The sequence below is a fragment of the Pseudodonghicola xiamenensis DSM 18339 genome, from assembly GCF_000429365.1.
In the GTDB taxonomy this organism is placed as follows: Bacteria; Pseudomonadota; Alphaproteobacteria; order Rhodobacterales; family Rhodobacteraceae; genus Pseudodonghicola; species Pseudodonghicola xiamenensis.
On sequence record NZ_AUBS01000002.1, the window covers coordinates 338,855 to 364,249 of the forward strand.

30 protein-coding genes are annotated in these 25,395 nt (G+C 64.7%); 17 read left to right on the forward strand and 13 right to left on the reverse strand.

Translation table 11 applies throughout. The features are described 5' to 3' along the window. Positions 1-60 precede the first annotated feature (60 nt). Positions 61-1,233, forward strand: a complete 1,173-nt coding sequence (locus G455_RS0104605; protein WP_028092607.1) for a MalY/PatB family protein — start codon at positions 61-63, stop codon at positions 1,231-1,233. Between the two features lie 232 nt (positions 1,234-1,465). Continuing rightward, positions 1,466-1,843, forward strand: a complete 378-nt coding sequence (locus G455_RS26775) for an arginase family protein (RefSeq protein WP_051312170.1) — start codon at positions 1,466-1,468, stop codon at positions 1,841-1,843. A 16-nt stretch (positions 1,844-1,859) separates the two neighbouring features. Here G455_RS26775 and G455_RS0104615 read toward each other — a convergent pair whose 3' ends face one another. Next, positions 1,860-2,216, reverse strand: a complete 357-nt coding sequence (locus tag G455_RS0104615; RefSeq protein ID WP_028092608.1) for a hypothetical protein — start codon at positions 2,214-2,216, stop codon at positions 1,860-1,862. Between the two features lie 222 nt (positions 2,217-2,438). Between G455_RS0104615 and G455_RS0104620 the strand changes: the two genes are divergently transcribed. Then, positions 2,439-3,413 carry a glutathione S-transferase family protein gene (locus G455_RS0104620; protein ID WP_028092609.1) on the forward strand — a complete coding sequence of 325 codons (975 nt, stop codon included), beginning with the start codon at positions 2,439-2,441 and terminating at the stop codon, positions 3,411-3,413. Between the two features lie 9 nt (positions 3,414-3,422). Here G455_RS0104620 and G455_RS0104625 read toward each other — a convergent pair whose 3' ends face one another. Further along, the gene (locus G455_RS0104625) at positions 3,423-3,785 is read right to left on the reverse strand and encodes a response regulator transcription factor (protein WP_028092610.1); all 363 of its coding nucleotides are present in this window, start codon (positions 3,783-3,785) and stop codon (positions 3,423-3,425) included. A 186-nt stretch (positions 3,786-3,971) separates the two neighbouring features. Here G455_RS0104625 and cobD point away from each other — a divergent pair, with 186 nt between their 5' ends. From cobD to G455_RS0104640, 3 genes are read left to right on the forward strand one after another with little or no spacing between them, the layout of a single operon-like run. Then, on the forward strand, positions 3,972-4,931 hold the full coding sequence (gene cobD, locus G455_RS0104630; protein WP_028092611.1) for a threonine-phosphate decarboxylase CobD: 960 nt from the start codon (positions 3,972-3,974) through the stop codon (positions 4,929-4,931). Next, complete coding sequence (cbiB, locus tag G455_RS0104635; RefSeq protein WP_028092612.1) at positions 4,928-5,848, forward strand: adenosylcobinamide-phosphate synthase CbiB; 921 nt, start codon at positions 4,928-4,930, stop codon at positions 5,846-5,848. Before cobD ends, cbiB begins: the two co-directional genes overlap by 4 nt. A 27-nt stretch (positions 5,849-5,875) precedes the next feature. Then, a complete protein-coding gene (locus G455_RS0104640; RefSeq protein ID WP_028092613.1) occupies positions 5,876-7,045 on the forward strand; it encodes a lytic murein transglycosylase in 1,170 nt (389 codons plus the stop codon). Positions 7,046-7,361: 316 nt separating this feature from the next. Here G455_RS0104640 and G455_RS0104645 read toward each other — a convergent pair whose 3' ends face one another. From G455_RS0104645 to G455_RS0104660, 4 genes are all read right to left on the reverse strand, one after another. Then, positions 7,362-7,745 (reverse strand): hypothetical protein, encoded by a 384-nt coding sequence (locus G455_RS0104645; protein WP_028092614.1) that lies wholly within the window; start codon positions 7,743-7,745, stop codon positions 7,362-7,364. Positions 7,746-7,804: 59 nt separating this feature from the next. Continuing rightward, on the reverse strand, positions 7,805-11,260 hold the full coding sequence (smc, locus tag G455_RS0104650; protein WP_028092615.1) for a chromosome segregation protein SMC: 3,456 nt from the start codon (positions 11,258-11,260) through the stop codon (positions 7,805-7,807). Positions 11,261-11,397: 137 nt separating this feature from the next. Beyond that, the gene (locus G455_RS23360) at positions 11,398-11,799 is read right to left on the reverse strand and encodes a hypothetical protein (protein ID WP_189658330.1); all 402 of its coding nucleotides are present in this window, start codon (positions 11,797-11,799) and stop codon (positions 11,398-11,400) included. 62 nt (positions 11,800-11,861) lie between these two features. After that, positions 11,862-13,070 (reverse strand): aminotransferase-like domain-containing protein, encoded by a 1,209-nt coding sequence (locus tag G455_RS0104660; protein WP_028092616.1) that lies wholly within the window; start codon positions 13,068-13,070, stop codon positions 11,862-11,864. Between the two features lie 189 nt (positions 13,071-13,259). On the opposite strand from G455_RS0104660, the gene G455_RS0104665 reads away from it, so the two are divergent. Next, positions 13,260-14,033 carry a FadR/GntR family transcriptional regulator gene (locus G455_RS0104665; RefSeq protein ID WP_028092617.1) on the forward strand — a complete coding sequence of 258 codons (774 nt, stop codon included), beginning with the start codon at positions 13,260-13,262 and terminating at the stop codon, positions 14,031-14,033. A gap of 159 nt (positions 14,034-14,192) precedes the next feature. On the opposite strand, the gene G455_RS0104670 is transcribed toward G455_RS0104665, so the two are convergent. From G455_RS0104670 to G455_RS23365, 5 genes are all read right to left on the reverse strand, one after another. Then, positions 14,193-14,753 carry a F0F1 ATP synthase subunit B gene (locus tag G455_RS0104670; protein ID WP_028092618.1) on the reverse strand — a complete coding sequence of 187 codons (561 nt, stop codon included), beginning with the start codon at positions 14,751-14,753 and terminating at the stop codon, positions 14,193-14,195. 5 nt (positions 14,754-14,758) lie between these two features. Then, a complete protein-coding gene (locus tag G455_RS0104675) occupies positions 14,759-15,307 on the reverse strand; it encodes a F0F1 ATP synthase subunit B' (RefSeq protein ID WP_028092619.1) in 549 nt (182 codons plus the stop codon). A gap of 93 nt (positions 15,308-15,400) precedes the next feature. After that, entirely contained in the window at positions 15,401-15,625 is a 225-nt protein-coding gene (locus tag G455_RS0104680) for a F0F1 ATP synthase subunit C (protein ID WP_028092620.1), read from the reverse strand. 57 nt (positions 15,626-15,682) lie between these two features. Further along, positions 15,683-16,453 (reverse strand): F0F1 ATP synthase subunit A, encoded by a 771-nt coding sequence (locus G455_RS0104685; RefSeq protein WP_028092621.1) that lies wholly within the window; start codon positions 16,451-16,453, stop codon positions 15,683-15,685. A gap of 2 nt (positions 16,454-16,455) precedes the next feature. Beyond that, entirely contained in the window at positions 16,456-16,842 is a 387-nt protein-coding gene (locus G455_RS23365) for an AtpZ/AtpI family protein (protein ID WP_051312172.1), read from the reverse strand. A gap of 230 nt (positions 16,843-17,072) precedes the next feature. Between G455_RS23365 and G455_RS0104700 the strand changes: the two genes are divergently transcribed. Further along, a complete protein-coding gene (locus G455_RS0104700) occupies positions 17,073-17,432 on the forward strand; it encodes an ArsR/SmtB family transcription factor (RefSeq protein WP_028092622.1) in 360 nt (119 codons plus the stop codon). Here the strand turns inward: G455_RS0104700 and G455_RS0104705 are convergent. Together G455_RS0104705 and G455_RS0104710 are read right to left on the reverse strand one after the other, a co-directional pair. Then, positions 17,429-18,346 (reverse strand): DMT family transporter, encoded by a 918-nt coding sequence (locus G455_RS0104705; RefSeq protein WP_407636235.1) that lies wholly within the window; start codon positions 18,344-18,346, stop codon positions 17,429-17,431. The two genes, G455_RS0104700 and G455_RS0104705, sit on opposite strands and share 4 nt — an antisense overlap. Continuing rightward, positions 18,343-19,230 carry a LysR family transcriptional regulator gene (locus G455_RS0104710; RefSeq protein WP_028092624.1) on the reverse strand — a complete coding sequence of 296 codons (888 nt, stop codon included), beginning with the start codon at positions 19,228-19,230 and terminating at the stop codon, positions 18,343-18,345. The genes G455_RS0104705 and G455_RS0104710 overlap by 4 nt, the downstream gene beginning before the upstream one ends. Positions 19,231-19,339: 109 nt before the next feature. On the opposite strand from G455_RS0104710, the gene G455_RS0104715 reads away from it, so the two are divergent. The 9 genes from G455_RS0104715 to rpsP all read left to right on the forward strand — a co-directional run bounded on the left by G455_RS0104715 (position 19,340) and on the right by rpsP (position 25,394). Continuing rightward, on the forward strand, positions 19,340-19,930 hold the full coding sequence (locus tag G455_RS0104715) for an FMN-dependent NADH-azoreductase (RefSeq protein ID WP_028092625.1): 591 nt from the start codon (positions 19,340-19,342) through the stop codon (positions 19,928-19,930). A 354-nt stretch (positions 19,931-20,284) separates the two neighbouring features. Then, a complete protein-coding gene (ffh, locus tag G455_RS0104720; protein WP_028092626.1) occupies positions 20,285-21,796 on the forward strand; it encodes a signal recognition particle protein in 1,512 nt (503 codons plus the stop codon). A gap of 108 nt (positions 21,797-21,904) precedes the next feature. After that, positions 21,905-22,423, forward strand: a complete 519-nt coding sequence (locus G455_RS0104725; protein ID WP_028092627.1) for a GNAT family N-acetyltransferase — start codon at positions 21,905-21,907, stop codon at positions 22,421-22,423. Further along, the gene (locus G455_RS0104730; protein ID WP_028092628.1) at positions 22,420-22,971 is read left to right on the forward strand and encodes a GNAT family N-acetyltransferase; all 552 of its coding nucleotides are present in this window, start codon (positions 22,420-22,422) and stop codon (positions 22,969-22,971) included. The genes G455_RS0104725 and G455_RS0104730 overlap by 4 nt, the downstream gene beginning before the upstream one ends. After that, the gene (locus G455_RS0104735; protein WP_028092629.1) at positions 22,968-23,519 is read left to right on the forward strand and encodes a GNAT family N-acetyltransferase; all 552 of its coding nucleotides are present in this window, start codon (positions 22,968-22,970) and stop codon (positions 23,517-23,519) included. Before G455_RS0104730 ends, G455_RS0104735 begins: the two co-directional genes overlap by 4 nt. Then, the gene (locus G455_RS0104740; protein WP_028092630.1) at positions 23,516-24,040 is read left to right on the forward strand and encodes a GNAT family N-acetyltransferase; all 525 of its coding nucleotides are present in this window, start codon (positions 23,516-23,518) and stop codon (positions 24,038-24,040) included. The genes G455_RS0104735 and G455_RS0104740 overlap by 4 nt, the downstream gene beginning before the upstream one ends. Further along, positions 24,040-24,657, forward strand: a complete 618-nt coding sequence (locus tag G455_RS0104745; protein ID WP_035366099.1) for a GNAT family N-acetyltransferase — start codon at positions 24,040-24,042, stop codon at positions 24,655-24,657. The genes G455_RS0104740 and G455_RS0104745 overlap by 1 nt, the downstream gene beginning before the upstream one ends. Continuing rightward, complete coding sequence (locus G455_RS0104750; protein WP_028092632.1) at positions 24,650-24,958, forward strand: chorismate mutase; 309 nt, start codon at positions 24,650-24,652, stop codon at positions 24,956-24,958. The genes G455_RS0104745 and G455_RS0104750 overlap by 8 nt, the downstream gene beginning before the upstream one ends. A gap of 70 nt (positions 24,959-25,028) precedes the next feature. Beyond that, positions 25,029-25,394 carry a 30S ribosomal protein S16 gene (gene rpsP, locus G455_RS0104755; protein WP_028092633.1) on the forward strand — a complete coding sequence of 122 codons (366 nt, stop codon included), beginning with the start codon at positions 25,029-25,031 and terminating at the stop codon, positions 25,392-25,394. Position 25,395 lies beyond the last annotated feature (1 nt).

A 25,395-nucleotide genomic window follows, 5' to 3' on the forward strand; every position in this document is an offset into this window, starting at 1 on the left:
CCGGTGTCATTCCCGCTAGCCTCCGCCCCAAGCAGACGGAGACACTTGATGACGACCCCCATGAATTTCGATGAGCTAGTGGACCGGCGCGGCACCGATTGCGCCAAATGGGACCGGATGGAGGCGATCTATGGCGTCTCCGCCGATGAGGGAATCCCGATGTGGGTGGCCGACACCGACTTCAAGGCGCCCGACGTGATCCTGAACAAGATCGGCGAGATGGTGGCGCATGGCGTCTTCGGCTATGTCGATTGCAGCAAACCCTATACCGACGCGATCCGCTGGTGGATGCAGACCCGCCACGATTGGGAGGTCGCCCCCGAGGCGATCTTTACCACCACCGGACTGGTGAATGCGGTCGGCATGTGCCTGGATGCCTATACCGAGGCGGGGGACGAGATCCTGCTGTTCACCCCTGTCTATCACGCCTTCGCCAAGGTGATCCGCGCCGCCGGCCGGGTGGTGGTGGAATGTCCGATGGTGAACGACAACGGGCATTACGAACTGGATTTCGACGCCTGGGACAAACAGGTGAGCGACAAGGCAAAGATGGTGGTCTTCTGTTCACCGCACAATCCCGGTGGCCGGGTCTGGACCCGTACCGAGCTGCAGGGTGTGATCGACTTCTGCAAGCGACACGACCTGCTTCTGGTCTCGGACGAAATTCACCACGATCTGATCTATCCCGGGCAAAAGCACATCCCGATGGCCGCGGTGGACACTGCCGCCAATGACCGGGTGATCATGCTGACCGCCCCGTCGAAGACCTTCAACGTCGCGGGGCTTCATACCGGCAATGTGATCATCCCCGACGCCGGTCTGCGCGCGCCCTTCGCCGACCGGATGGAGGCGCTGCACCTATCGCCCAACTCGATCGGACAGGCGGTTGCGATCGCCGCCTATTCACCCGAGGGCGCGGCCTGGGTCGATGAGCTGATGGAGTATCTCGACGGCAACCGGAAACTGTTCGACGCCGCCGTCAATGCCATCCCGGGACTGAAGTCGATGCCGTTGGAGGCCACCTTCCTGGCCTGGGTCGATTTTTCCGACACCGGGATGAGCCGGGAGGAATTCACCGCCCGGGTCGAGAAGGACGCGAAGATCGCCGCCAACCACGGGCCGACCTTCGGCCTGGGCGGCGACAGCTTCCTGCGGTTCAACCTGGGCACCCAACGGGCCCGGATCGCCGAGGCCTGCGAGCGGCTGAAAGCGGCCTTCGCCGATCTGCAGTAACCGCCCCAAAGGCAAAGGCGCCTTGCCTGTCGCTGCGACGGGTCTGGCGCCCCTCGCCGGCGCGACCGGACCATCACCGTCTCACCGCCCTGGCGGCAAGAAGACACCATTCCAAGTTTCAGAAAACGTCCCTGCAGTCCCCGGCGTTCGATTTGATCCTTTCTCAGGGCCGCATCGCCGACCGGACACCGGGCGCGATCCGAGGGGCGGCCCTGACCGCCACGGCGCCGGGGTGCGCCCGGAACAGGTCATCCTGATCGGCGCCCGCGATATCGACCGCCCCGAGCAAGAGCTGTTGCGGCAGGCCGGTGTCAGGGTCATCCCCCCGGCCGAAGCAACCGCCGAGACCGTGCTAAGAGAGATCGGCAGCGCCCCCGTCTGGATCCATATCGACTGGGACGTTCTGGAGCCCGATTTCGTCCCCGCCGCCTACAAGGTGCCCGACGGGCTGCTGCCGACGCAGAGCAAGGCCATTCTGGACGCCCTGCCACCGCAACAGATCGCCGGGGTCGAACTGGCCGAATTCGAAGCTTCGCAGACCACGACCGAGAACCGCGAGGCCCTCACCATCATTCTCGACACCATCAGCCCGCTGTTCGCGACACGATAAAAGCTGCCGTCCGGTGTCACTCAGGCCGCGCCAGAAGCCCTGCGGGCGCATCCGGTTCGCGGCTGTAGTCGACCAGCGGCGCCGTCTCGCTCGCCGCGGTGTGGCGCTTGAAATCAAAGCGCATCTCGCCGGCCTCTTCCTCGGCGGCGACGATCAGGCATTGATACAGATGGCGGCTCCCCTCGTAGAGATCGACCAACCCGCGCAGATGCGCGGCTTCCGATGCCTCGACCGAAAACCCATCCTTCCACATCTGTAACACCGGATAAAAGGTGTCATCGGCCAGAACCCTCAGGCGGCTGGCCTTTTTCAACCCCGCCAGCCGCGCCGCGGCCAACCCCTCGCTCAGCTCTTTCGACAGATAGGTCGTCATGGTTCGGTCCTCCCGGGAACGCCTAGGGATAAGCCTGCGCCAAACCGGCACAAAATCAAGTCTCGCTCAGAGATTCGGCAGGAGTGTGACAGAAAACCGCCGTTCTGCGGGCCTGCGCTCTCCGGCCGATTGTGCAGCGATGCAGAAGACTTGCGCGCAAGTTTTTCTGGGCCGGCCCGCCCAAAGCCCCTAGGTGTCAGGACACAGCGGAAGGAGAACATGATGGGTATGCTGGTCGACGGCACTTGGCAGGATGTCTGGTACGATACGAAAGCCACAGGCGGGCGCTTCGAACGCTCGGCCTCAGCCTTCCGCAACTGGATCACCCCGGACGGCAGCGCCGGCCCATCGGGCCGCGGTGGATTTGCCGCCGAATCGGGTCGCTATCACCTCTATGTCAGCCTGGCCTGCCCCTGGGCCCATCGCACCCTGATCTTTCGCGCCCTGAAGGGGCTGGAGGATCATATCGGCGTCTCGGTCGTTCATCCCGACATGCTGGATCAGGGCTGGACGTTTCTGACCGACGACCATGGCGCCACCGGCGACAGGCTCCACGGGCTCGACTATGCGCATCAGCTCTATACCCGCGCCAAACCCGACTACAGTGGACGGGTGACGGTACCGATCCTCTGGGACAGGCAGACCGAAACCATCGTGTCGAACGAAAGTTCCGAAATCATCCGCATGTTCAATTCCGCTTTCGACGGGATCACCGGCAACACCGACGATTACTGGCCCGAAGACCTGCGGGAAGAGATCGAGGCGGTCAACGCGCGCGTCTATGACACGGTGAACAATGGTGTCTACAAATGCGGTTTCGCCACCACGCAGGAGGCCTATGAGGCCGCCGAAGCGCCGCTGTTCGACAGCCTCGCCTGGCTGGACGATCGTCTATCTCGCAATCGCTATCTGATGGGCGACCGGCTGACCGAGGCCGATTGGCGGCTGTTCACCACGCTGCTGCGGTTCGACATGGTCTATCACCACCATTTCAAATGCAGCAGGGCGCGGATCGCCGATCACCCCAATCTCTGGGCCTATACCCGCGAGCTGTATCAACGGCCGGGCGTCGCCGGAACGGTGGGGATCGCGCATATCGTGCGCCACTATTATTACAGCCACCAGACCATCAATCCGAACCGGATCGTCCCGGTGCTGACGACGCCCGACTTCGGAGCGGCGCACGGGCGGGGATAACCCCCCGCCTCACCGAACCGAGCCGTAGTGCTCAACAATGGCAGCCAGATCCTCAGGGGTCGTATGGCTCTGAACATAGGCGCAGGCATTGGCGCTGTGTGCAAAGATCGACCCATCCGAAAAGAAGGTGGTATCGGTCACGAAGATGACCCGCGTCTCCGGACAGCGGAAACTGGCAAAATCGGCCACCGCGAGGGCACTGCCGCCTTCCAACACCAGATCGAGCACGATGATATCGAAAGGCCGGCTCTGCAGTTCGAGAATTGCGGCCTCCTGCGTCGAGGCCAGGGACACCTGCCCGCCCTGCCTTTGCAAGTGGCGCGCCCAAAGCCCTCCAAGCTCGGGCTCCCCCTCAACGATCAAGATTCTCATGGTCCCGCCCGGATGTCCCGACTGCCGGAAATCGCGCAACGATCCCCTTCTGTGTCCGATGTTGTCATCTTATCAAATTTCCGCTCTCGCTCCAAGTCACGCATAAGTTGTACCCGAGCCAGCGCTTGTGCCGGCCGGTCAGATCCGGTTCAAGCAGGCTGACGCAACCCTCGGAACGGCCCTGACATGTCCCACTCCACGCCCCTGCCCCCGACGCCCCGCGACCATGGCGGCGGACTGGACGATGCCATCGCGCGCCATGGCGGGGCCCGGCCCGACTGGATCGACCTGTCCACGGGGATCAACCCCCAGCCCTATCCGCTGCCAACCTTCACGCCGGGCGACTGGACCGCCCTGCCCGACCGCGCAGCGCAGGACCGCCTGATCGCCGCCGCCCGCCGGTTCTGGCAGGTGCCCGACGGGGCCGCCGTGCTGGTGGCGCCCGGCGCCTCTGCCCTGATCGCGCGAATGCCTGCACTGGCCCCCCCGGGGCGGGTGCGGATCGTGATGCCCACCTATAACGAACATGCCGCCGCCTTCGCCGCGCAGGGCTGGCAGATCGTGGATGATGGACCCGCCGAGGCGCGGGTGATCGTGCACCCGAACAACCCCGATGGGCGGCTGTGGCAGGCCGAAGATGTCGACGCGCCGCTGACCGTGATAGACGAAAGCTTCTGCGACATCTGCCCGGACCAAAGCCTGCTCGCCCTCGCCGACCAACCCGGGCGGGTGGTTCTGAAAAGCTTCGGCAAGTTCTGGGGGTTGGCCGGCCTGCGGCTGGGGTTCGCCATTGCCAGCCCCGACACCATCGCCCGGCTTGCCGATCTGACCGGCCCCTGGGCGGTTTCCGGCCCGGCGCTGCGGGTCGGCGCCCTGGCTCTGGAAGACGTGGATTGGGCCGCCGCCACCCGCGCCCGGCTGGCGACGGAAGCACGGCGGCTCGATACGCTGATGCGGGCAGGTGGCGCCGAGGTGGCGGGCGGCACCGATCTCTTCCGCCTCTACCGCGTTGATCACGCCGCCCGCTGGCAGGAGCGATTGGCCCGCGCCCATGTCTGGAGTCGCATTTTCCCTTATTCAGATACCTATATCCGCCTCGGCCTGCCGCCTGCCGAGGGCTGGACCCGGCTGGAGAGCGCGTTGTGACCACCGCCGCGATGCTTGCCCTGGCCATGGTGATCGACGCCATTCTGGGAGAACCCAACTGGCTCTGGTCCCGGCTGCCACATCCAGCGGTGCTGATGGGACGCGCGATCTCTCTCCTCGATCGGCTGCTGAACCGGGGCGGGGCGAAGGTGCTGAAAGGGGCGCTCGTCACCGCCATTCTCGCGCTTGGCGCGCTGACCCTGGGCGAGGCGCTGAGCCGGCTGGGCTGGGTCGTCGAAATCCTTTGCGCCGCCATTCTTCTGGCGCAACGCTCGCTCGCCGATCACGTCGCCGCCGTGGGCCATGGCCTGAGGCAGTCACTTCCGCAGGGCCGCGCCATGGTCGCCCGTATCGTCAGCCGCGACACCGCACAGATGAGCGAGGCGCAGGTCACCCGCGCCGCCATCGAGAGCGCGGCCGAGAACCTCTCTGACGGGGTAATCGCCCCGGCCTTCTGGTTCCTGATCCTCGGGCTGCCGGGGCTGATGCTTTACAAGGCGATCAACACCGCCGACAGCATGATCGGCTATCGCAATGCCCGCTACGAGGAATTCGGCAAGGTTTCCGCCCGCACCGATGATCTGCTGAACTTGATCCCGGCGCGGCTGACCGGGTTGCTGATCGCGGCCCTGACCGGGCAACTGCCCCGCTGGCCCGAGATCGCCGCAGATGCCCGGCGCCACAAATCCCCCAACGCCGGCTGGCCCGAGGCCGCCATGGCCCGCGCCCTGGACGTGGCCCTGGCCGGGCCGCGCAGCTATCATGGCGAGATGCGAGACCTGCCCTGGGTCAACGGCCAGGGCCGCCGCCAGATCGGGCCGGCCCAGATCGACGCCGCCGTTCGGCTGCTCTGGCGGATTTGGATCGGCACTCTCGGCCTTGTGATTGCCGCCGCGCTGGCGCTGCCACTAGTCTAAGACCTACGTATAAAGGATATTGATTTCATGCGTGTTTTCGCCCCTCTTCTCGCTCTCGGCCTGATGGCCTCTGCCGCCCATGCACAATGCGGCGGCCCCTTCCCCGCCTTCGTCAAGGGGCTGAAATCCGAAGCCGTCGCCGCCGGCCACAAGCAGGCCACGGTGGACGCGTTTTTCAGTGGCGTGCAGCAGGATCCCAAGGTGCTGAAAGCAGATCGCGCCCAGGGGGTGTTCCAGAAACCCTTCATCGAATTCTCGCGCCGGCTGATTTCCAAGCAACGGCTCGACAAGGGCCGCGCCATGGCGAAGAAATACGATGCCACCTTCAAGCGGATAGAACGCGATTATGGCGTGTCGCGCGGTGTGCTGCTGGCCTTTTGGGCCTTCGAGACCGATTTCGGCGGCTTCCAGGGCGATTTCAACACGCTGAACGCGCTGACCACCCTGGCGCATGACTGCCGCCGACCGGAGCTGTTCCGGCCGCAAATCTTTGCCGCGCTTACCCTCTACGAACACGGTGATTTCGACCCCGCCCGCACCACAGGTGCCTGGGCGGGAGAAATCGGCATGGTGCAGATGCTGCCGCGCGACATCCTGATCAACGGCGTCGACGGCGATGGCGACGGCCATGTCCGGCTGAAGACCTCGGCCCCCGATGCGCTGATGTCAGGCGCCAAGATGCTGTCGCATCTGGGCTGGCGCGCGGGGGAACCCTGGTTGCAGGAAGTCACCGTGCCTGCCGATCTCGACTGGTCGCTGACCGGCCCGGGCCAGAACCTGACGGTCGCCGATTGGGCCAAGCGCGGGGTGCGACCACGCGAAGGCAAGTTGGCACAGGGCGGCCTGCCCGCCTCGATCATCCTGCCGCAGGGGCGCAAGGGGCCGGCCTTCATCGCCTATCCGAACTTCAACGTCTATTTCGAATGGAACCAGAGTTTCACCTATGTGCTGACGGCAGCCTATTTCGCCAACCGGCTGGAGGGCAGCGCGATCTATGACGCCGGCACGCCGGAGCCCGGGCTCGACGGACCGCAAATGAAACGGCTGCAGCAGAAGCTGGCGGCGCGCGGCTATGATGTCGGCAAGATCGACGGCATCCTCGGCGCCGGCACCCGTGCCGCCGTTCAGGCGGAACAGAAACGCCTGGGGCTGCCTGCCGATGCCTGGCCGACAATGGCGCTGCTGAACCGGCTTTGAGGCAGCGGGCTTTACTTGTCGGGAAGGGGCGCCCACTCTTCTGAGCATTCGATAGGTTTCGGTCAGCCCCCCAAAAAAAGTTGGCCCTGCAGAGATGCCTCTCCGCAGGGCCTTTCTCGTGCCCGATCTCAATGGCCGGGCAAAGGCGAACGGCGGTCAGCACCACGGTCACGACCGCGATTGCCCCCCACTTCCAATAGGTGTTTTCTGTCAGGCTCCTCACCTGCTTCCGCCGCGGGGCGTCGCGACCGGAGAACAGCACGCGAGGCAGGGTTGAACCAGAACCCCAGCACCCCACGCCACGGCCCTGGACCGCTCAGTTCCCCACGCCCAATTCGAAGCGGAAGGGCAACCTGCCCTGCCCATCGCCCAGCAGCATGCGCATCTGCCCATCCTTCAGGTACAAATCGCAGCTTTTGCCCCCCACCCCCAGTTCGACACAGATCTTGCCATCCGGGCGCAGCGCCAAAAGCCCGAAATCGGTTCGACCGTCATAGGTCAGGCCCTCGGTCTCATACCCACGCCGCACCGATCCGTCAGGAGCGAGATAGGGCCGTTTCGGATCATAGAACGGCTGCGGTGACATCATCGGCGAGGTCTTTGGCCAGGGTGTCCCCCCCAACAGGCCCCAGTCCTGCGCGACAAGACACGCGGGCAGCAGCCAGAGGCCGAGACTCAGCAGCGGAAGACCAAGGTTCATGATCCATTAAAGCGCCACAAATCTACGAAATTCGAGTGAAAATTTGATCCGGAAGCCGATCACGCCACCAGTTGTTCAGCCTTTTTCAGATCGACCGAGACCAGTTGGCTCACCCCCTGCTCTTGCATGGTCACCCCGAACAGCCGGTCCATCCGGCTCATCGTCACGGCGTGGTGGGTGATGATCAGGAACCGGGTTTCGGTACGGCGGCACATCTCGTCCAGCAGATCGCAGAAACGGGTCACGTTGGCGTCATCCAGCGGCGCGTCGACCTCGTCAAGCACACAGATCGGCGCCGGATTGGCCAGGAACACGGCAAAGATCAGCGCCAGCGCAGTCAGCGTCTGTTCGCCCCCCGACAGCAGCGACAGGGTCGACAGTTTCTTGCCCGGCGGCTGGCACATGATCTCAAGCCCGGCCTCGAGCGGATCCTCGCTTTCAACCATGACCAGATTGGCCTCGCCACCGCCGAAGAGATGGGTGAACAGGAGGGCAAAATTGCTGTTCACCTGTTCAAAGGCGGTCAGCAAGCGTTCGCGCCCCTCACGGTTCAGCCCGGCAATTCCGCCACGCAGGGCCTTGATCGCCTCTTCCAGATCGGTCTTTTCAGTGGACAGGGTGTCGAATTCGTCCTGCACCTCGCGGGCGTCTTCCTCTGCCCGCAAGTTGACCGCCCCAAGCGCCTCGCGCTGGCGTTTGAAACGGTTCACATCCGCCTCCAGCACGTCGGAAGAGGGCATCTCACCCGGCGCGACATCAAGGCTTTCCAGCAGTTCCTGCGGAGTTTTCTCCAGGTCTTCGGCAATGCGCTCGGCGGTGGCCGCGACGGTCTCGCGGGCGGCTTCTGTGCGGGCCTCGGCGGCGGCGCGCGCCTCGCGCGCGTCCGAGGCATGGCGTTCGGCATCGCGTTCGGTCTGAATGGCCGCGCGCTGACGCGCTTCGCCAGCCGCCAGCGCATCGGCGGCCCGCGCCCGGCGCTCCTCGGCGTTTTCGCTCTGCTCGGCCAGTTCCTCGCGCCGCTCGGCGATCTGTTCGGGCACCGCCCGGGCCTCGAACAGCTCCTCTTCCGAGCTTTCCTTGCGTTCTTCCAGCTCGGCGATACGGCGACCAGCAGTCTCCAACCGGTGGCGCCAGCCGCTCAGTTCCTTCGCCACTTCCTGGGTCCGACGTGTCCGGGCCTCGCCCTCGCGGCGCAGCTCGTCATGCGAGGACCGGCGCGTCAGCATGGTGATCCGCGCCGCCTCCACCGTCTGACGGACAGCTTCGACCTGGGTCCGGGCGGTATCCAGATCGCCCAGCTCCGCCATCCCCGCCTCGGCCTCGCGCAACTGGGCCCGGGCAGACATCGCCTCTTCCTTGTGGCGCGTAACGGCAAGCCCGAGGTTTTCCAACTTGCCCCGCGCCAAGTTGCGGTCGGCCTCCGCCCGGCTCAGAGCGCGGGCAGTATCGGCCACCCGCTGGTCGGCAGTGCGGCGCGCAGCCCGCGCGGATTTATCGGCCTCGGTCACATCCGCCAACTTGCGGTTCAGCTCCTCATGGGCCGCCCGCGCAGCCTCGGCCCGGGCGGTCAGCTCTTCCAGCTCCTGCTGCAACGCCTCCAGCCGGTTCAACTGCTCCAGCCGCAGCGCGGCGGCAGAGGGCGCGTCCTCGGCCCAGGCGCGGAATCCATCCCAACGCCAGAGATCGCCGGCCACCGTCACCAGCCGTTGCCCTGGCTTCAGCAGCGGCTGCAAGCGCGGCGCCTCAGCCACCTCGATCACCCCGATCTGGGAGATGCGGCGGGCCAGAACCTCCGGCACGGTGACATAATCAGACAGGCCCGCCACGCCTTCGGGCAGGGGCTGGGCTGCATCATACCCCGACAACCGGGTCCAGCCAGAGGGGCCTTCCGCCGCCACCACAGGCGCCCGCAGATCGTCGGCCAGCGCGGCCCCCAGTGCCTTTTCATAGCCGGGCGTGACCCGCAGCAGATCAAGCACCTGGCCGCCCTCGGCAGTATCGCGCGCCACCAGCTTGGCCAATGCCGCCGCCTCGGCCCTGAGCGCGCCGGCCTCGCCCTCGGCCTCAGACCGATGGGCGCGGGCCTCGGCCTCGCGCATCTGAATCTCGCCCCGCAACTCCTCCGCCGCGTTCAGCGCCTCTTCGGCGGCATCGGCGGCATCGCGCGCCTCTTCTTCCGCCTCGCGGGCCGTTTCAAAGGCCTCCTCCGCCTGCTCGACCGCCTCCTCGGCGGCCTCAACCGCCTCGGTTGCGCGGGCCTCTTCGGCCTCCGACCGCGCCAGAGTCTTTCGGCTGTCGTCCAGCAACCGCTGCGCCGATTGGTGCCGCGCCGCCAATCGGGCGACATCCTCGGTCATCTGCGACAGGCTTTCCTCGCGCTCCTGCAGGACCGAGGCCGCCTCATGTGCCAGCTCCGACGCTTCGGTCAGCCGCTCCTCCTGGCCCTCGCCAGCCTTGGCCAGCTCTCGCTGTTCCCACTCCAGCCGCTCGATCGTCTCGCCAGCATCGCGGTTCAGTCCGGCCTCGCGTTCGATGTCGCGGGAAAGCTGGTCGATCCGCGCGGTCAGCGTCTCGATGGTCTTGCGCGCCCGCGCCTCCTGATCGTTCAGCGCATCCCGCTCGACCTGAAGCCGCTGCAAAATCGCCGCAGCGATGGCTTCCTCTTCACGCAGCGGCGGCATCGCCTCATCCGCCTCGGCCCGGTTCCGGCTGGCCTGCCCCGCCGCAGCCTCGGCCCGCGCGGCTTCGGTCACCCGCTCGCGCAATATCGCCTCGGCCGCGACCCGCGCATCATCCGCCTCGCGCCAGCGGCGATAGAGCAACATGCCCTCAGCCAGCCTGAGCTGCGTGCCGATCTCACGATAGCGCGCTGCCTGCCGCGCCTGACGCGCGAGCTGGCCAAGCTGCCCGCCCAACTGCTCCAGCACATCATCGACGCGTGTCAGGTTGGCCTCGGTCGCACGCAGTTTCAGCTCGGCCTCGTGGCGGCGCTGATAAAGACCGGAAATCCCAGCGGCCTCCTCAAGAATGCGCCGCCGCGCCGTGGGCTTGGCGTTGATCAGTTCGGAAATCTGTCCCTGCCGCACCAGCGACGGCGAATGCGCCCCGGTCGAGGCATCGGCGAACAACATCTGGATATCGCGCGCCCGCACATCCTTGCCATTGACCTTGTAGGCAGAGCCCGCATCCCGGGTAATCCGGCGCACCACGTCCAGGGAATCGGCATCATTGAACCCGGCAGGGGCCAGCCTGTCGGCATTGTCGATGGTCAGCGCCACTTCGGCGAAATTGCGCGCCGCGCGCGCCGAGGCACCGGCGAAGATCACGTCTTCCATACCGGCTCCACGCATCGCCTTGGCGCGCGTCTCGCCCATCACCCAGCGCAACGCTTCCAGCAGGTTCGACTTGCCGCAGCCGTTCGGCCCGACCACCCCTGTCAGCCCTTCGGCGATGATCAGATCGGTCGGATCCACGAAGCTTTTGAAGCCGGTCAGTCTGAGACGGGTGAAGCGCAAAGGCGGACCATCCTGATTCCGTTGAACTGGAAATTTGTGCATCCGGCCAACCGAGAGTCAACAGGTCTGCCGCTGCATCTGGCGGGGAACACGAGGTTATCCCCAAGATATTGACGTAACCGGCCGCCTTCCGCCACCTAGCCCGGCCTGCCCAAGCCGCAATCATACGCCGGATAGCGGCGCCCGTCACGGCCCTGCACCTGCCCCAGCGGCCTGCAGATTTCCCGCGCCGAAGGACGCGACGGCCGAGGGCAGGACAGCTTGCCGGTGGCCTGCGCCTGGTCCCCCAACACCCGTTTCACCGGACAACCGCTGACCAGCTCCATCGCCAACCCGGCCCGGGCGCGAATTGGCCCGAAACGCGGGGCATATTGCGAATTGACCCGGATCGCCTCGGCCAGGGTGCCACGGACCCGCACGTCGAAAACCGACCCGTCGACCGCAATCCGGCTGACCGGCGCGGCCCGAAAATACGCGCTTGGGCTGTTGCAGGCCGCCAAGCCCGCGACAACCAGCAATAAAGCGCAAAACCCCCGCATAGGCGCCTCCCTCAGGACACAACCTATGCGAGCGTATCAGATTTTGCCGCCGTTGCCGAGCGTCAGAGCCCGCGCAGCAACCGGCCCAGACGCTGGATCCCCTCGACGATCAGCTCTTCCTTCATCGCCGAGAAACTGAGCCGGATGGTATTGCCGTTACTGGCATCGGCGAAAAAGGCCCGCCCCGGCACGAAAGCGACCTTTTCAGTCTCCAGCGACCGCGCCAGAAGATCGGCCCCATCCACCTCCTCCGGCAAGGTGATCCAGACGAACATGCCGCCCTCGGGTCGGGTCCACTCCACCCCTTCGGGCATGTAGGTTGCCAACGCCTCCAGCATCACGTCGCGACGACGATGATACACTTCGCGGATCCGCGCGACATGATCATCAAAGCACCGCTCGGCCACCTCGCACACCGCCATCTGGTTGATGGTCGAGGAATGCAGATCCGCCGCCTGCTTGAGCAGAACCATTTGCGAAATCACCGGCTGCGCCGCGACAACCCAGCCAACCCGCAACCCTGGCGACAGGGTCTTGGAGAACGACCCGCAATAGATGGTACGGCAGTTTTCGATATTGCCCTTCCGCGCGATCTCAAGCGCCAGGATCGGCGGGATCGCCTCGCCATCATAGCGCAGCGACTGATAGGCCGCATCCTCGATCACCGCGCAATCGGCGCCCTCGGCCAGGTCTAGAAGATGCTCTCGCGCAGCGCGATCCAGCGTCTCACCCGTGGGGTTGGCGAAGTCCGCCGACAGATAGGCGAATTTCACCGTCCCGCCGTTTTTCTCGGCCGCCTCGACATAGCTTTCCACCGTCCGGTTGCCGTTGACGTTCAACTGATCGTAATGCGGCTCATAAGCATTGAAGGCAGCCAGCGCCCCCAGATAGGTCGGCCAGCCCACCAGTGCGGTATCGCCCGGCGACAGGAACAGCTTGCCCAGATAATCCAGCGCCTGCTGCGACCCCGAGGTGATCAGCACGTTGTCGACATCGCAAGCGATGCCGATCCGCGCCATTTCCCCGACGATCCACTGGCGCAGCGGCAGATAGCCTTCGCTCACCGAGTATTGCAGCGCCAGCGCCTGACGTTCCGGCGTCAGCGCATCGGCGAAAGCCTCGGCAAAGGCATCGGCCGGAAACAGCGCCGCATCGGGGATCCCGCCGGCGAAGGAAATGATGCCCGGCTGATCAAGCAGCTTCAACAGCTCGCGGATCTCCGATGCCTTCATCCGCGCCGCGCGGGTAGCAAAGATCTGTTGCAGGGACATCGCCGCACCTCCTGGCCTTTATTCCGGTTGCGCAAAGTAATTTTTCGCAAGCAAATGTCAACCTTCCTGACCTATTATTTCAACAAAGGAGGTATGCGCTTTTTGATGCTACCGGAACAGCCTGTGGCCTTGTGCCCTGGGTGGTCATATGATTTGACCAATCCCCACATTCCCAGCGTCAAAAGGCAAATGCCGTTTCAAAAAGTCCAGTCCGAAAAGCTCTCCCGCTCGGTCGTGCGCCAGATCGAGGATCTGATTCTCCGTGGCATCCTGCGCCCCGGCGAACGATTGCCGCCGGAACGCGATCTGGCGACGCGGCTCGGAGTATCGCGCCCCTCGCTGCGCGCCGCGGTGGCCGAACTGCAAAACCAGGGGCTGCTGACCACCCGGGCCGGTTCAGGCATCTTCGTGGCAGAGGTCCTGGGCTCCGCCTTCTCGCCGGCGTTGACCCGGCTCTTCTCCACCCATGAAGAGGCGGCCCTGGATTATCTCTCGTTTCGCCGCGACATGGAGGGGCTCGCCGCCGAACGCGCCGCCCGGCGGGGATCGGACAGCGATCTCAAGGTGATCCAGACCGTTTTCGACCGCATGGAAGAAATACAAGGCGGCCCCAACACCGCCGGAGAAGAGGCCAGGCTCGACGCCCAATTCCATTCCGCGATCATCGACGCCTGCCATAACGTGATGATGCTCCACATGATGCGCGCGATGTACGATCTGCTGCAACAGGGCGTCTTTTATAACCGCCGGGTGATGTTCAAACAGCCCAGCTCCCGCGCCACCCTGCTCGACCAGCACCGGGCAATCAACGATGCGCTGCAGCGGCGCAACCCGGCGGCCGCCCGCGCCGCGGTCGAGACCCATCTCGACTACGTCCAGCAGGCGCTGAAGGATCGGCACCGCGCCGACCGCAACGAAGCCGTGGCGCGCCTGCGGCTCGAACACGAAAGCAGCAAGGGCTAAACGCCCCACTTTTTCTGGCTGAAAATATCCCGGGGGACTCGCCACAGGCGAGGGGGGCAGCGCCCCCCTGCCCGGTCAGGACTTGCCCAGACCGAAACGGCAAAGAAAAACCCGGCACGATGGCCGGGTTTCCTGATGTCATGTCACTTCGCCCAGGGCTCAGTGCAGCTTGGCGTCCACTTCCAAGATGGCGTCGTCGATCAGCTTGTTGGCTTCGGCGGCGCTCATCTGCTTGGCGATCACCTCATTGGCGGCAGCCACTGCGATGGCGACGGCCTGATCGCGCACTTCCTTGACCGCGGCGGATTCGGCCGAAGCGATCTGTTCCTGCGCGGCAGCCATGCGGCGGGCAATGGATTTCTCCAAGTCGAGCTTTGCCTGCTCTGCCGCGGCGGCGGCATCGCTGCGGGCGTTGGCGACGATGCGCCCCGCCTGCTCCTGCACTTCCTTCTGCTTGCGCTCGTAAGAGGCCAACAGCGTCTGGGCTTCCTCGCGGAGCGCCCGGGCTTCGTCCAGCTCGGACTTGATCCCCTCGGCGCGCTTGTCCAGCAGGCCGCCGATGGTGCGCGGAACCTTGAAATAGACCAAGATCGCCACGAAGACGATGAACGCCAGCAGCACCACGAAGTTGGTGTTATGCAGCGAGAAGAACGGACCGGATGCGGCCAGGGCCGGGCTCGCGCCCGCCAGCATCAGGATGAGAGCGGAAAGGTTACGCATCCTTCTTATCCTTTCATCCGGTCGGTGACGGCGCCATTGACGGCCGCCTCGTCCGCCTGGAACCCCAGGGCGGTCACGATCTCGGCCGTGGTGTCTTTGGCGACGGCCTGAATGCTTTCGATCGCGCCGGCGCGGATCTCGGCAATCGCCTTTTCGGATTCCGCGACCTTCTCGGCGATACCGGCATCTGCTTTCGCGATGGCATCGTCCAGGTCGGCCTGAATTTCCGCACGCGCCTCGGCAGCGATCCGCTGCGCTTCGGCCCGGGCTTCGTTCAGCGCCTTGTTATAAGCTTCTTCGGCCTCGACGGCCTTCGCCTTGAGGTCTTCCGCTGCCGCCAGATCGTTGGTGATCGTCCCGGTCCGTTCGGCCAGAATGCCACCGATCCGGGGCAATGCGACGCGCGACAGGACAAGGTAGATCACGACAAGCGTGACAGCCAGCCAGAAGATCTGGTTCGGAAAGCTCGTGAAATCGAGCTGCGGCATGCCGGTCCCGCCGGAAGCGGCGCCATGGGCCATATCGGCAGCGGCGTCGTGTGTCTGTGTTGCCATGTCGTCCTCCTTGGGAACTTAGCCTACATCGGGCAGCGCCGGCTCTGTCGCCCGCGCTGCCCGACCGTAAGGATCAGATGTTCCGGAGTTGGATTAGACGGCGAACATCAGCAGCAGGGCAACCAGGAACGAGAAGATGCCCAGAGCTTCCGCAAATGCGATACCGATGAAGAGGGTGGCAGTTTGCGAAGCTGCCGCCGAGGGGTTGCGCAGTGCGCCGGCCAGGAAGTTGGCTGCCACGTTGCCCACACCCAGGGCCGCGATGCCGGAACCCATGCCAGCCAGGCCAGCGCCGATGTATGCGAGATCGCCTTCCATTTGATATCTCCTTACGATGGAAAGTTTGTCAGTCTTTAGGTGAAGTTCGGTCCGGCGTCAGTGCGACGGATGCAGCGCATCCTTGAGGTAGACGCAGGTCAGAATGGTGAACACATAGGCCTGGACGAAAGCGACCAGCAGCTCCAGGCCGTACATTGCGGTAATCGCCAGCACCGACACCGGGCTGACCAGGGTCAGCGCGGCGAAACCCGCGAAAACCTTGATCACCGCGTGGCCGGCCATCAGGTTGCCGGCAAGACGAATGGAGTGGCTCACGGGCCGGACGAAGTAGGAAATCAGTTCGATCACAGCCAGAACCGGGCGCAGGCCCAGCGGCGCGCTCGACACCCAGAAGAGCCCGAGGAACGCGGTGCCGTGCTTGACGAAGCCAACGATGGTCACGGTCAGGAAGACCAGCAGCGCCAGAACCACGGTCACGGCGAAATGCGACGTCAGGGTGAAGGACATCGGGATCAGCCCGAGAAAGTTCGCGGTGACGATGAACATGAACAGCGTCATCACATAGGGAAAGAACTTCAGCCCGTCCTTGCCGCAGATGTCTTCGACCATCTTGTGGATGAAGCCATAGGCCATTTCCGCGATCGACTGCATCCGCGACGGCACGATGGCCCGGCGGGAAGAGCCCATGACCAGCAGGCCAAAGATCACCAAGATCGCGATTGCCATCCACAGGGTCACGTTGGTAGGCGTGTACCAGGCAATCGTGTCGCCACCGAACAGCGGCTTCACGATGAACTGATCCATCGGATGGAATACCAGACCGCCGGTCTCGGCGGCGTGTTCTGCACCAGTCGCTTCGGTTGCCACGTTCAGTCCCTCTCGTCCTCTCGCGCGGGCTCGTCAGCCCTAGTCGTTTGCGCGGCCTTCTCGGCCTTTGTCTGTTTCAAAGCCTCGTCGGCCTCGATCTTCTCCTGGATCTCCTTGGCGCTGCGCAGCATCGTCTTCACGCCTGCAGCCAGACCCAGCAATGTAAATGTCACCAGCAAGATCGGGATAGTCCCGAACAGGCTGTCCAGCCCATAGCCGATGCTGAAACCGATCCCGAGACCGGCCACAAGTTCAATCACCATCCGCCAGGCAAGGTTCGCCTGAGAATAATGTTCGTCCACGCGGGGCTTCGGCTCCTGAGCCTTCTTGGCCTTGGCGAGCCGCGCCTCAAGCCGCGCGAGGCGCTGCTTTTGGTCGTCCTCGGTCACCGATGGTCCCCACGCTGTCGTCGCGGATGGTGCTAAGGGCTGGGGGGCGAGGAGTCAATCGCTAGAATGTGAAGAATGAGGATGTCGCAACCCATTGTTATATCTTGATATTTTTAGAACCCCACAGCACAGGCCTGGCGCGGCACCGCGGGCTCTGGCGCGAAATCGCCCGAAAGGGCATATTCAACCGAAAGGTTGACGATTGCCGTCCACCGCAGCAAGAGAGCCACATGGCCGATCCTCTCGACAGCGTATTCGCCGCCCTGGCCGACCCGACCCGGCGAGCGATCCTGACCATGCTTCTCGAAGACGACATGGCAGTGACCGACGTGGCCGCCCCGTTCGAGATGTCGCTGGCGGCCGTTTCCAAACATCTGACCATCCTGACCCGCGCCGGGCTGATCAGCCAGGAACGGCGCGGCCGGGTGAAGTGGTGCAAGCTGGAACCCGACGCCCTGCGCACCGCCAGCGTCTGGATGCAGAGCTTCGGCCAGTTCGAGCCGGTCAACCTCGAGGCCTTCGAACGGTTCCTGAAAGTCGAGCTTTCCGAAGCGGAGCCGATGGAAACAAAGGACGCGCCCGGCGCCTAACCCTCCTGCTCCAGCAACATCACCAGCGCCACCACCGTCAACAGGACACCAACCAGAACCAACCCCGAGGGTGCGCCATGACCAAGCGCGATTTCCCACAGGATCACCCAGGAGGGGGTGAGATAGGTATAGGCCATCACCTTGGCCGACGGCAGCCTGAGCGTGGCGAATTGCAACAGGACGAAGGTGGTCGCGCTGGCGAAGATCGCCAGGTAGAACAGACCGATCCAGACGATCGGCTTCAACGCCAGCCAGTCGGTGGCGCGGATGTCGGACCAACCGTAAAGCGTCAGCAGCACAAAGCCCGCCAGCAACATGCCAAAGGTGAACATCACCGCCGGCTCACCCCGGTTCAGCTTGCGCACCATCGGCGTATAGACGGCATGGGCGATACAGCCGAGAAAATAGATGGCCTCTCCCCTGCCGAGATGAACCCGCTGCGCCACCTGCCAATCGCCGTCGAAAATCACCCAGAGCGCGCCGGCGGCGCCGATGGCCAGCGCCAAGGCCATGCGCCGACTGGTCACCTGACGAAGCAACACCCAACCGAACAGGCCAGCCAGGATCGGCGTCAGGGTAAAGACCGCCGCAGCGCTGACCGGCGCCGCCGTCTTCAGCCCCTCGAACATCAGCACGAAATAGACCGCGAACAGCCCGCCCAGCAGCAGATAGCGCCAAGGGGCGGCGAAGGCCTCGCGTCTCAACTTGCCTGTGGTGGCGGCGAGCGCGCCGATCACCACCGCCGCGATGGCGAAGCGCGCCGCATTCAGCGCTGCCGGTGCGATCTGGTTGGCCACCTGCGACCCGAGCGAGAATGACCCGGCCACCAACGCCGAAAAGGTCAGCATTGCCAGATGCCCCTGTGCCCTGGGGCTCAGATGGGCCAGCGACAGCCCGCTTGCCCGGCGGATCATTCCGGATACCAGCCCTGGGCGCGATCCTTGAGAAATTTCAGGAAGGCCTGCACCTTGTTGGTGCGGTGCAAATCCACATGCGTCACCAACCACAGCGCGCCGGACCAATCCGGCTGCGGCGGCATGATCTGCACCAGGTCCTCGTGGCGGGAAGCCTCCCAGACCGCCATGAAGCCGATGCCGGCCCCGGCCAGGATCGCCTCTTGCAGCGCATCGCCGCTGTTGCAGCGAAAGGTCACGGCTTCGGCCGGGATGTGGGCCTGCAACCATTTCGAGAAGGGGGCCCGGGTATCGGGATCGTCGTCGCCGACAAAGCGGTGATGGGCGAAATCCTCGACCGTCTCGGGTCGGCCATGGGCGGCGATATAGGACTTGCTGGCATAGACCGCGATCGGCAGATCGGCGAACCGCTGCACCACGTTGTCAGGCTGGTTCGGCGCCGATCCGGCGCGCACTGCCACATGCGCCTCGCCATATTCCAGGCGGAACAGGCGTTCGCCGGTCAGGAAACGGACGATCAGCCCGGGGTGAGCCCGCTGGAATTCTGTCATCACAGGCACCAGCAGCGGCGAGAGCGAAGCCAGCGAGGTTACCACCAGCTCCCCCGTCACCTCATCCCCCTGCCCCTTTAGCCGGCCGATAAGCTGGCTGAACTGGTCATCGGTGGCCTGCGCCACCCGCAGCAGATCCTGCCCGGCCTCGGTCGGGGTATAGCCGCGCGCGTGACGCTGGAACAACTTGACCCCAAGCCGGGTTTCAAGCGCGTCGATATGGCGGATCACCGTGGCATGATGGACCCCCAGAACCTCAGCCGCGCCGCTGACGGTTCCCATGCGCGCCACCTGATAGGCGGTCCGGATTTCGTCCCAATTATCGAGCTTCATATGTGCACCAAATCACAATTCCTGTTCAGCCTCTCCAATTGTGTTCGTAGACGCAAGGAGTATCTCCTCTGTTGCAAGCAACGACCACAACTCAACCGGAGTTTCGAAAATGACCAATATTCTTCGCATCGACAGCTCGATCAAAGGCGAGGCTTCGGTTTCGCAAAAACTGCTCGACCGCACCCAGGACAAGCTGCTCGCCGCCCACCCGGGCGCCCAAGTGGTGACCCGCGATCTATCCGCCGGCGTGCCGGCGATCGACGGCGCCTGGATCGGCGCCATCTTCACCCCGGCCGAAAGCCGCAACGCCGGCCAGGCCGAAATCGCCGCCTATTCCGACGCGCTGCTGGCCGAGGTTCGCGCCGCCGACGTGCTGCTGATCGGCCTCCCGGTCTACAACTTCAGCGCCCCGGGCCAACTCAAGGCCTGGTTCGACCATCTGGCGCGCAAGGGCGAAACCTTCCGCTATACCGAAGCCGGCGCCGAAGGCCTGCTGAAAGGCAAGCGCGCCATCGTCGTCTTCACCTCGGACGGCACCGAATTCGGTTCCGACATCGACTTCGCTTCGGGCTGGGTGCGCCACATGCTGGGCTTCTTCGGCATCACCGACGTGCAATTCGTCCATGCCGACCAGATGGTCTTCGACGCCGAAGCGACGCTGAAGGCCGCCGAGGCCCAGGTCGACGCGCTGGCCGCCTGAGCCTGATCCGTCGGGCGCCTCTCCCGTCACCACTCTGCAGCCCGACACCGGCGCGCCCTCATGGGGCGCGCCGTTTTCATTGCCGCGGGCCCGCTTGCCACGTCCGGGGATCGGTTTTGGCCAGCAAAACTTGACTCAGCACTGCAAACCGCGTAACGCCTACCCCAAATCCGGAAGCATCAGGCCTTCCGGTCCCGGCCCATATGCCGGGATCGCCCCCCACCAGCGAGTTTCGCCCGTGGGGGCAAAATCGTTTGGGATTGTCCCTGCCCCATCCCCGGGGTGTTTGTGAATCGAGCCGTCACCTCCTACCTTGGGGGCGACACATGGAAACCGGCATAGGAGGCCGAGGGCATGTTTGAAAATCTATCCGAACGCCTCTCCGGCGTCTTCGACCGGCTCACCAAACAGGGCGCGCTTTCCGAAGAGGACGTCAAGACTGCCCTGCGCGAGGTGCGCGTCGCGCTGCTTGAGGCCGACGTCTCGCTGCCGGTGGCCCGCGATTTCGTCAAAAAGGTGCAGGACCAGGCCACCGGCCAGGCGGTGACCAAATCCGTCACCCCCGGCCAGCAGGTGGTCAAGATCGTGCATGACGCACTGGTCGACGTGCTGCGCGGCGAGGGCGATCCCGGCAAGCTGAAGATCGACACGCCGCCGGCACCGATCCTGATGGTCGGTCTGCAGGGCTCTGGGAAGACCACCACCACCGCCAAGCTCGCCAAGCGGCTGAAGGATCGCGACGGCAAGCGGGTGCTGATGGCCTCGCTCGACACCAACCGCCCGGCGGCCATGGAGCAATTGGCGATCCTGGGCAATCAGATCGGCGTCGATACCCTGCCGATCGTCAAGGGAGAGGACCCGGTTGCCATCGCCAAGCGGGCGAAGACCCAGGCAAGCCTTGGCGGCTATGATGTCTATATGCTCGACACCGCGGGCCGGCTGCACATTGATCAGGAGCTGATCCAGCAGGCCGCCGATGTCCGCGACGTGGTCAAGCCGCGCGAAACCCTGCTGGTGGTCGACGGGCTGACCGGCCAGGACGCGGTAAATGTCGCCACCGAATTCGACGACAAGATCGGTGTCACCGGCGTTGTCCTGACCCGGATGGACGGCGACGGCCGCGGCGGTGCCGCCCTGTCGATGCGCGCGGTCACCGGTAAGCCGATCCGCTTCGTCGGCCTCGGCGAGAAGATGGACGCGCTGGAAACCTTCGAGCCCGACCGGATCGCCGGCCGCATCCTCGGCATGGGCGATATCGTCGCCCTGGTCGAGAAGGCGCAGGAAACCATCGAGGCCGAGCAGGCCGAAAAGATGATGCGCCGCATGGCCAAGGGTCAGTTCAACATGAACGACCTGAAGATGCAGCTCGAGCAGATGCTCAAGATGGGTGGCATGGAAGGCATGATGTCGATGATGCCCGGCATGTCCAAGATGGCCAAGCAGGTGGAAGAAGCCGGCTTCGACGACAAGGTGATCAAGCGGCAAGTGGCGCTGATCCAGTCGATGACCAAGAAGGAACGCGCCAATCCGCAGCTTTTGCAGGCCAGCCGCAAGAAACGCATCGCCGCCGGCGCCGGCATGGATGTCAGCGATCTGAACAAGCTTCTGAAGATGCATCGCCAGATGAGCGACATGATGAAGAAGATCGGCAAGATGGGCAAAGGCAAGATGCTGAAACAGGCGCTGTCGGGCATGTTCGGCAAGGGCGGCGGCATGCCGGCCGGCATGGACCCGTCGCAGATGGACCCCAAGGCGCTGGAAGCGGCGGCCAAGCAGCTCGGCGGCAAGATGCCGGGCGGTCTGCCGGGCCTGGGTGGCGGCATGGGCCTGCCCTCGGGGCTGAGCGGTTTCGGCAAGAAGAAGTAAGGTTGCGATGACCCTTTGGATCAACAGACACGGGATTGATTGCCCGGCGCAACGCGCCGGGCGCGTGGTGCATCATGTTGATCCTGCGCAGGCACAAGGGGGCCGCGCATGACCGCCTTCACCATCCAGACGCTGGAAACCGATCGTCTGATCCTGCGCGCGCCCAAGCTTTCCGACTTCGAACGCTGGGCCGAGTTCTTCTCGACCGAACGCGCCCGCTATGAACGCGGGATGATGTCGCGCAACGCGGCCTGGCGGGTCTGGGCCGCGGACGTGGCGATCTGGCAATTGCGCGGCTATGGTCCCTTCGGCATCGACGACCGAGCCAGCGGCCAATATCTGGGCGAGGTCGGCATCTATGAACCCGACGGCTATCCGGGCCCTGAACTGGGCTGGTTCGTGGTGCCCGAGGCCGAGGGTCGCGGCATCGCGTCCGAGGCCGCCCGTGCCGTCATGCTCTGGGCCCGGCGCAATTTCGGCTGGGACCGGATCAGCAATATCATCGACCCGAACAACGCGCGCTCCATCGCGCTCGGCCTGCGCCTTGGCGGGGTGATCGACCCCGAGGGTGTCGGCGAGGATCCGGGCGACGTGGTGATCGTTCACGACCTGAGGGCGCTGGCATGAGTTATAGCCTTACCATCCCCACACTGGAAACCGAACGGCTGATCCTGCGCGCACCCGATCCGCGAGATTTCCGCCCCTTCGCCGCCTTCTACGCCAGCCCGCGCGCCGATTTCGTCGGCGGGCCGCTGACGGCAGAAGGCGCCTGGCGGATGCTGGCGATGGAGATCGGCCATTGGACGCTGAAGGGCTTCGGCCGCTGGACCGTGACCGCCAAGGGCAGTGATGAGGCGGTGGGCATGGTCGGCCTGTTCGACCCCGAAGGCTGGCCCGAACCGGAAATCGGCTGGGATCTGTTCAACGGTCACGAAGGCAAGGGCTATGCCACCGAGGCCGGCGCCGCGGCGCGCACCTATGCCTATGCGATGCTGGGGCTGCCAACGGTGATAAGCCTGGTGAAGCCCGCCAATATCGCCTCGGCCAAGGTTGCCCAACGGCTGGGCGCCCGGCATGACGGCGATTTCGTGCACGAACGCCATGGGCCAATGCAGATCTGGCGCCACCCCGGCCCCGACGATCTGACGGACGGCGGGATGGAGGCCTACGCATGACCGCGCTGCGCCTTGACATCCCCACCGTGGAAACCGAACGACTGACCCTGCGCGGACCGGAAACGCGCGACTTCGGCCCCGTCGCCGATTTCTTCGCCGATGAAGCGCGCAGCTGGGGCTTCGGCGGCCCCAAGAGCCGCAACGACGCCTGGCGCTGGTTCGCCGGCAACATCGGTCATTGGGCATTGAACGGCTACGGCTTCTGGACGGTCGAAACCCAGGACGGCGACATCATCGGCATCGTCGGCCTCTGGGCCCCCGAGGGCTGGTCCGAACCGGAACTGGGCTGGGTGATGTTTGCGGGCAGCGAAGGCAAGGGCCTAGCCCGCGAGGCCGCCGAGGCTGCGCGCGATTATGCCTATGACCATATGGGGTTCACTACGCTGACCAGCAATATCCTCCCCGGCAACGCGCGCTCTGTCGCGCTGGCCGAGCGGCTGGGCGCCTGGCACGAGGCGGATTTCGAAAACGTCACCCATGGGATCGAGATGCGCTTTCGCCATCCGGGTCCCGATGCGCGCGCCAAGACGCGGGAGGGCACGGCATGACCGGTTTCGCATTGCCCATTCCCGTTATCGAAACCGAACGGCTGATCCTGCGCGCCCCGCGCGAAAGCGACTTTCCCGCCCACGCCGCGCTGATGGCCTCGGATCGCAGCCGCTTCATTGGCGGCCCGCAAGAGCCCGCCTTTGCCTGGCGCGGCTTCAGCGCCTCGCTCGGTCATTGGGCGCTGCGCGGCTATGGCATGTGGCTGGTCGCCGACAAGGCGGACGACACCCCGCTGGGCCGGGTCGGCTTCATCAATGCCTATGGCTGGGACGAACCGGAACTGGGCTGGCATGTTTATGCCGCCGCCGAGGGCAAGGGCGTGGCCTATGAGGCAGCGCTGGCCGCGCGTGCCTATGGCGCAGCGCATCTCGGGCTCGACGGGGTGATCTCCTATATCGACCCTGCCAACGCACGCTCGCAGGCACTCGCCGCCCGTCTGGGCGCCGAGGTCGAACGCGATGGAGAGGTCATGGGCCATCCCTGCCAGGTCTGGCGCCATCCGAAGCAGGGGACGCTCTGATGCCCCTGTCCTTCGCCCCCTCTGCGATTCCGGTGATCGAGACTCGTCGGCTGATCCTGCGCGGCCCCGAGCCGCAGGATTACCCGACCTTCAAGGCGACCTTCACCAGCTATCGCGCCCGCTTCATGGGCGGGCCGCTGAACGCGTATGAATCCTGGATGCTCTATGCCGCCGAGATCGGGCATTGGCAGATCCGCGGCTATGGCATGTGGATGATCCACGACCGCGATACCGACGAAACCCTGGGCATGGCCGGCGGCTGGAAACCGGCGATGTGGCCCGAGGCCGAGATCGCCTGGGTGATCTGGCCCGGCAAGGAAGGCCGCGGTATCGCGCTCGAGGCCGCCCATGCGGTGCGCGGATACCTTTATGGCGCGCTCGGCTGGGACACGGCGGTCAGCTATATCGACCCCAAGAACCTCGATTCGATCCGTCTGGCCGAACGGTTGGGCGCGGTGAAGGATGCCGCAGCCACCCCGGTCGACGGCAACGACGTTGTCTATCGCCACCCCGCGCCCGCCGCGCTGGCAGACAGCCAGTTGGCCCATGGCATCGAAATGGAGATCGGCCATTACGCCGACCCGCTGTTCAAACCGAAAGGATGGCCCATTGACTGACGCCGCCCAGATCGACGCCACCCGCGCCGCCGCCCTGCTGAAAGAGCACCGCGAAAGCATCGACCGGCTTGATGCGATCCTTGTCTACACTCTGGGCGAGCGGTTCAAGCACACCCAATCCGTCGGCAAGCTCAAGGCCGAACACGACCTTCCCCCGTCCGATCCGGCGCGCGAAGCGACGCAGATCGCACGGCTTGAAGACCTGGCGATCAAGGCCGATCTGGACCCCGAATTCGCCAAGGCTTTCCTCAATTTCATCATTGAGGAAGTCATCCGCCACCACAAGAAACACCAAGAATGATCCTCTGGATCAATAAACACCAGGAATAACCGGAAGTTATCCGGTCAACGCCATCAAAGGAGAAACCACAATGGCAATGAAAATCCGTCTGGCCCGCGGTGGGTCGAAAAAGCGCCCCTTCTACCGCATCGTCGCCGCTGACAGCCGCATGGCGCGCGATGGCCGCTTCATCGAAAAGCTGGGCACCTACAACCCGCTGCTGCCGAAAGACAGCGAAGAGCGCGTGAAGATGGACCTGGACGCCATCAAAGCCTGGCTTGCCAAGGGCGCCCAGCCGACCGATCGTGTGGCCCGCATGCTGGAAGCCGCCGGCGTTCTGGAAAAGAAAACCCGCAGCAACCCGAATAAAGCCGTCCCGGGCAAGAAAGCCCAGGAACGCGCCGAAGAGAAAGCCGCCAAGGCTGCAGAAGCCGCTGCGGCTCCGGCCGAAGAGTAAG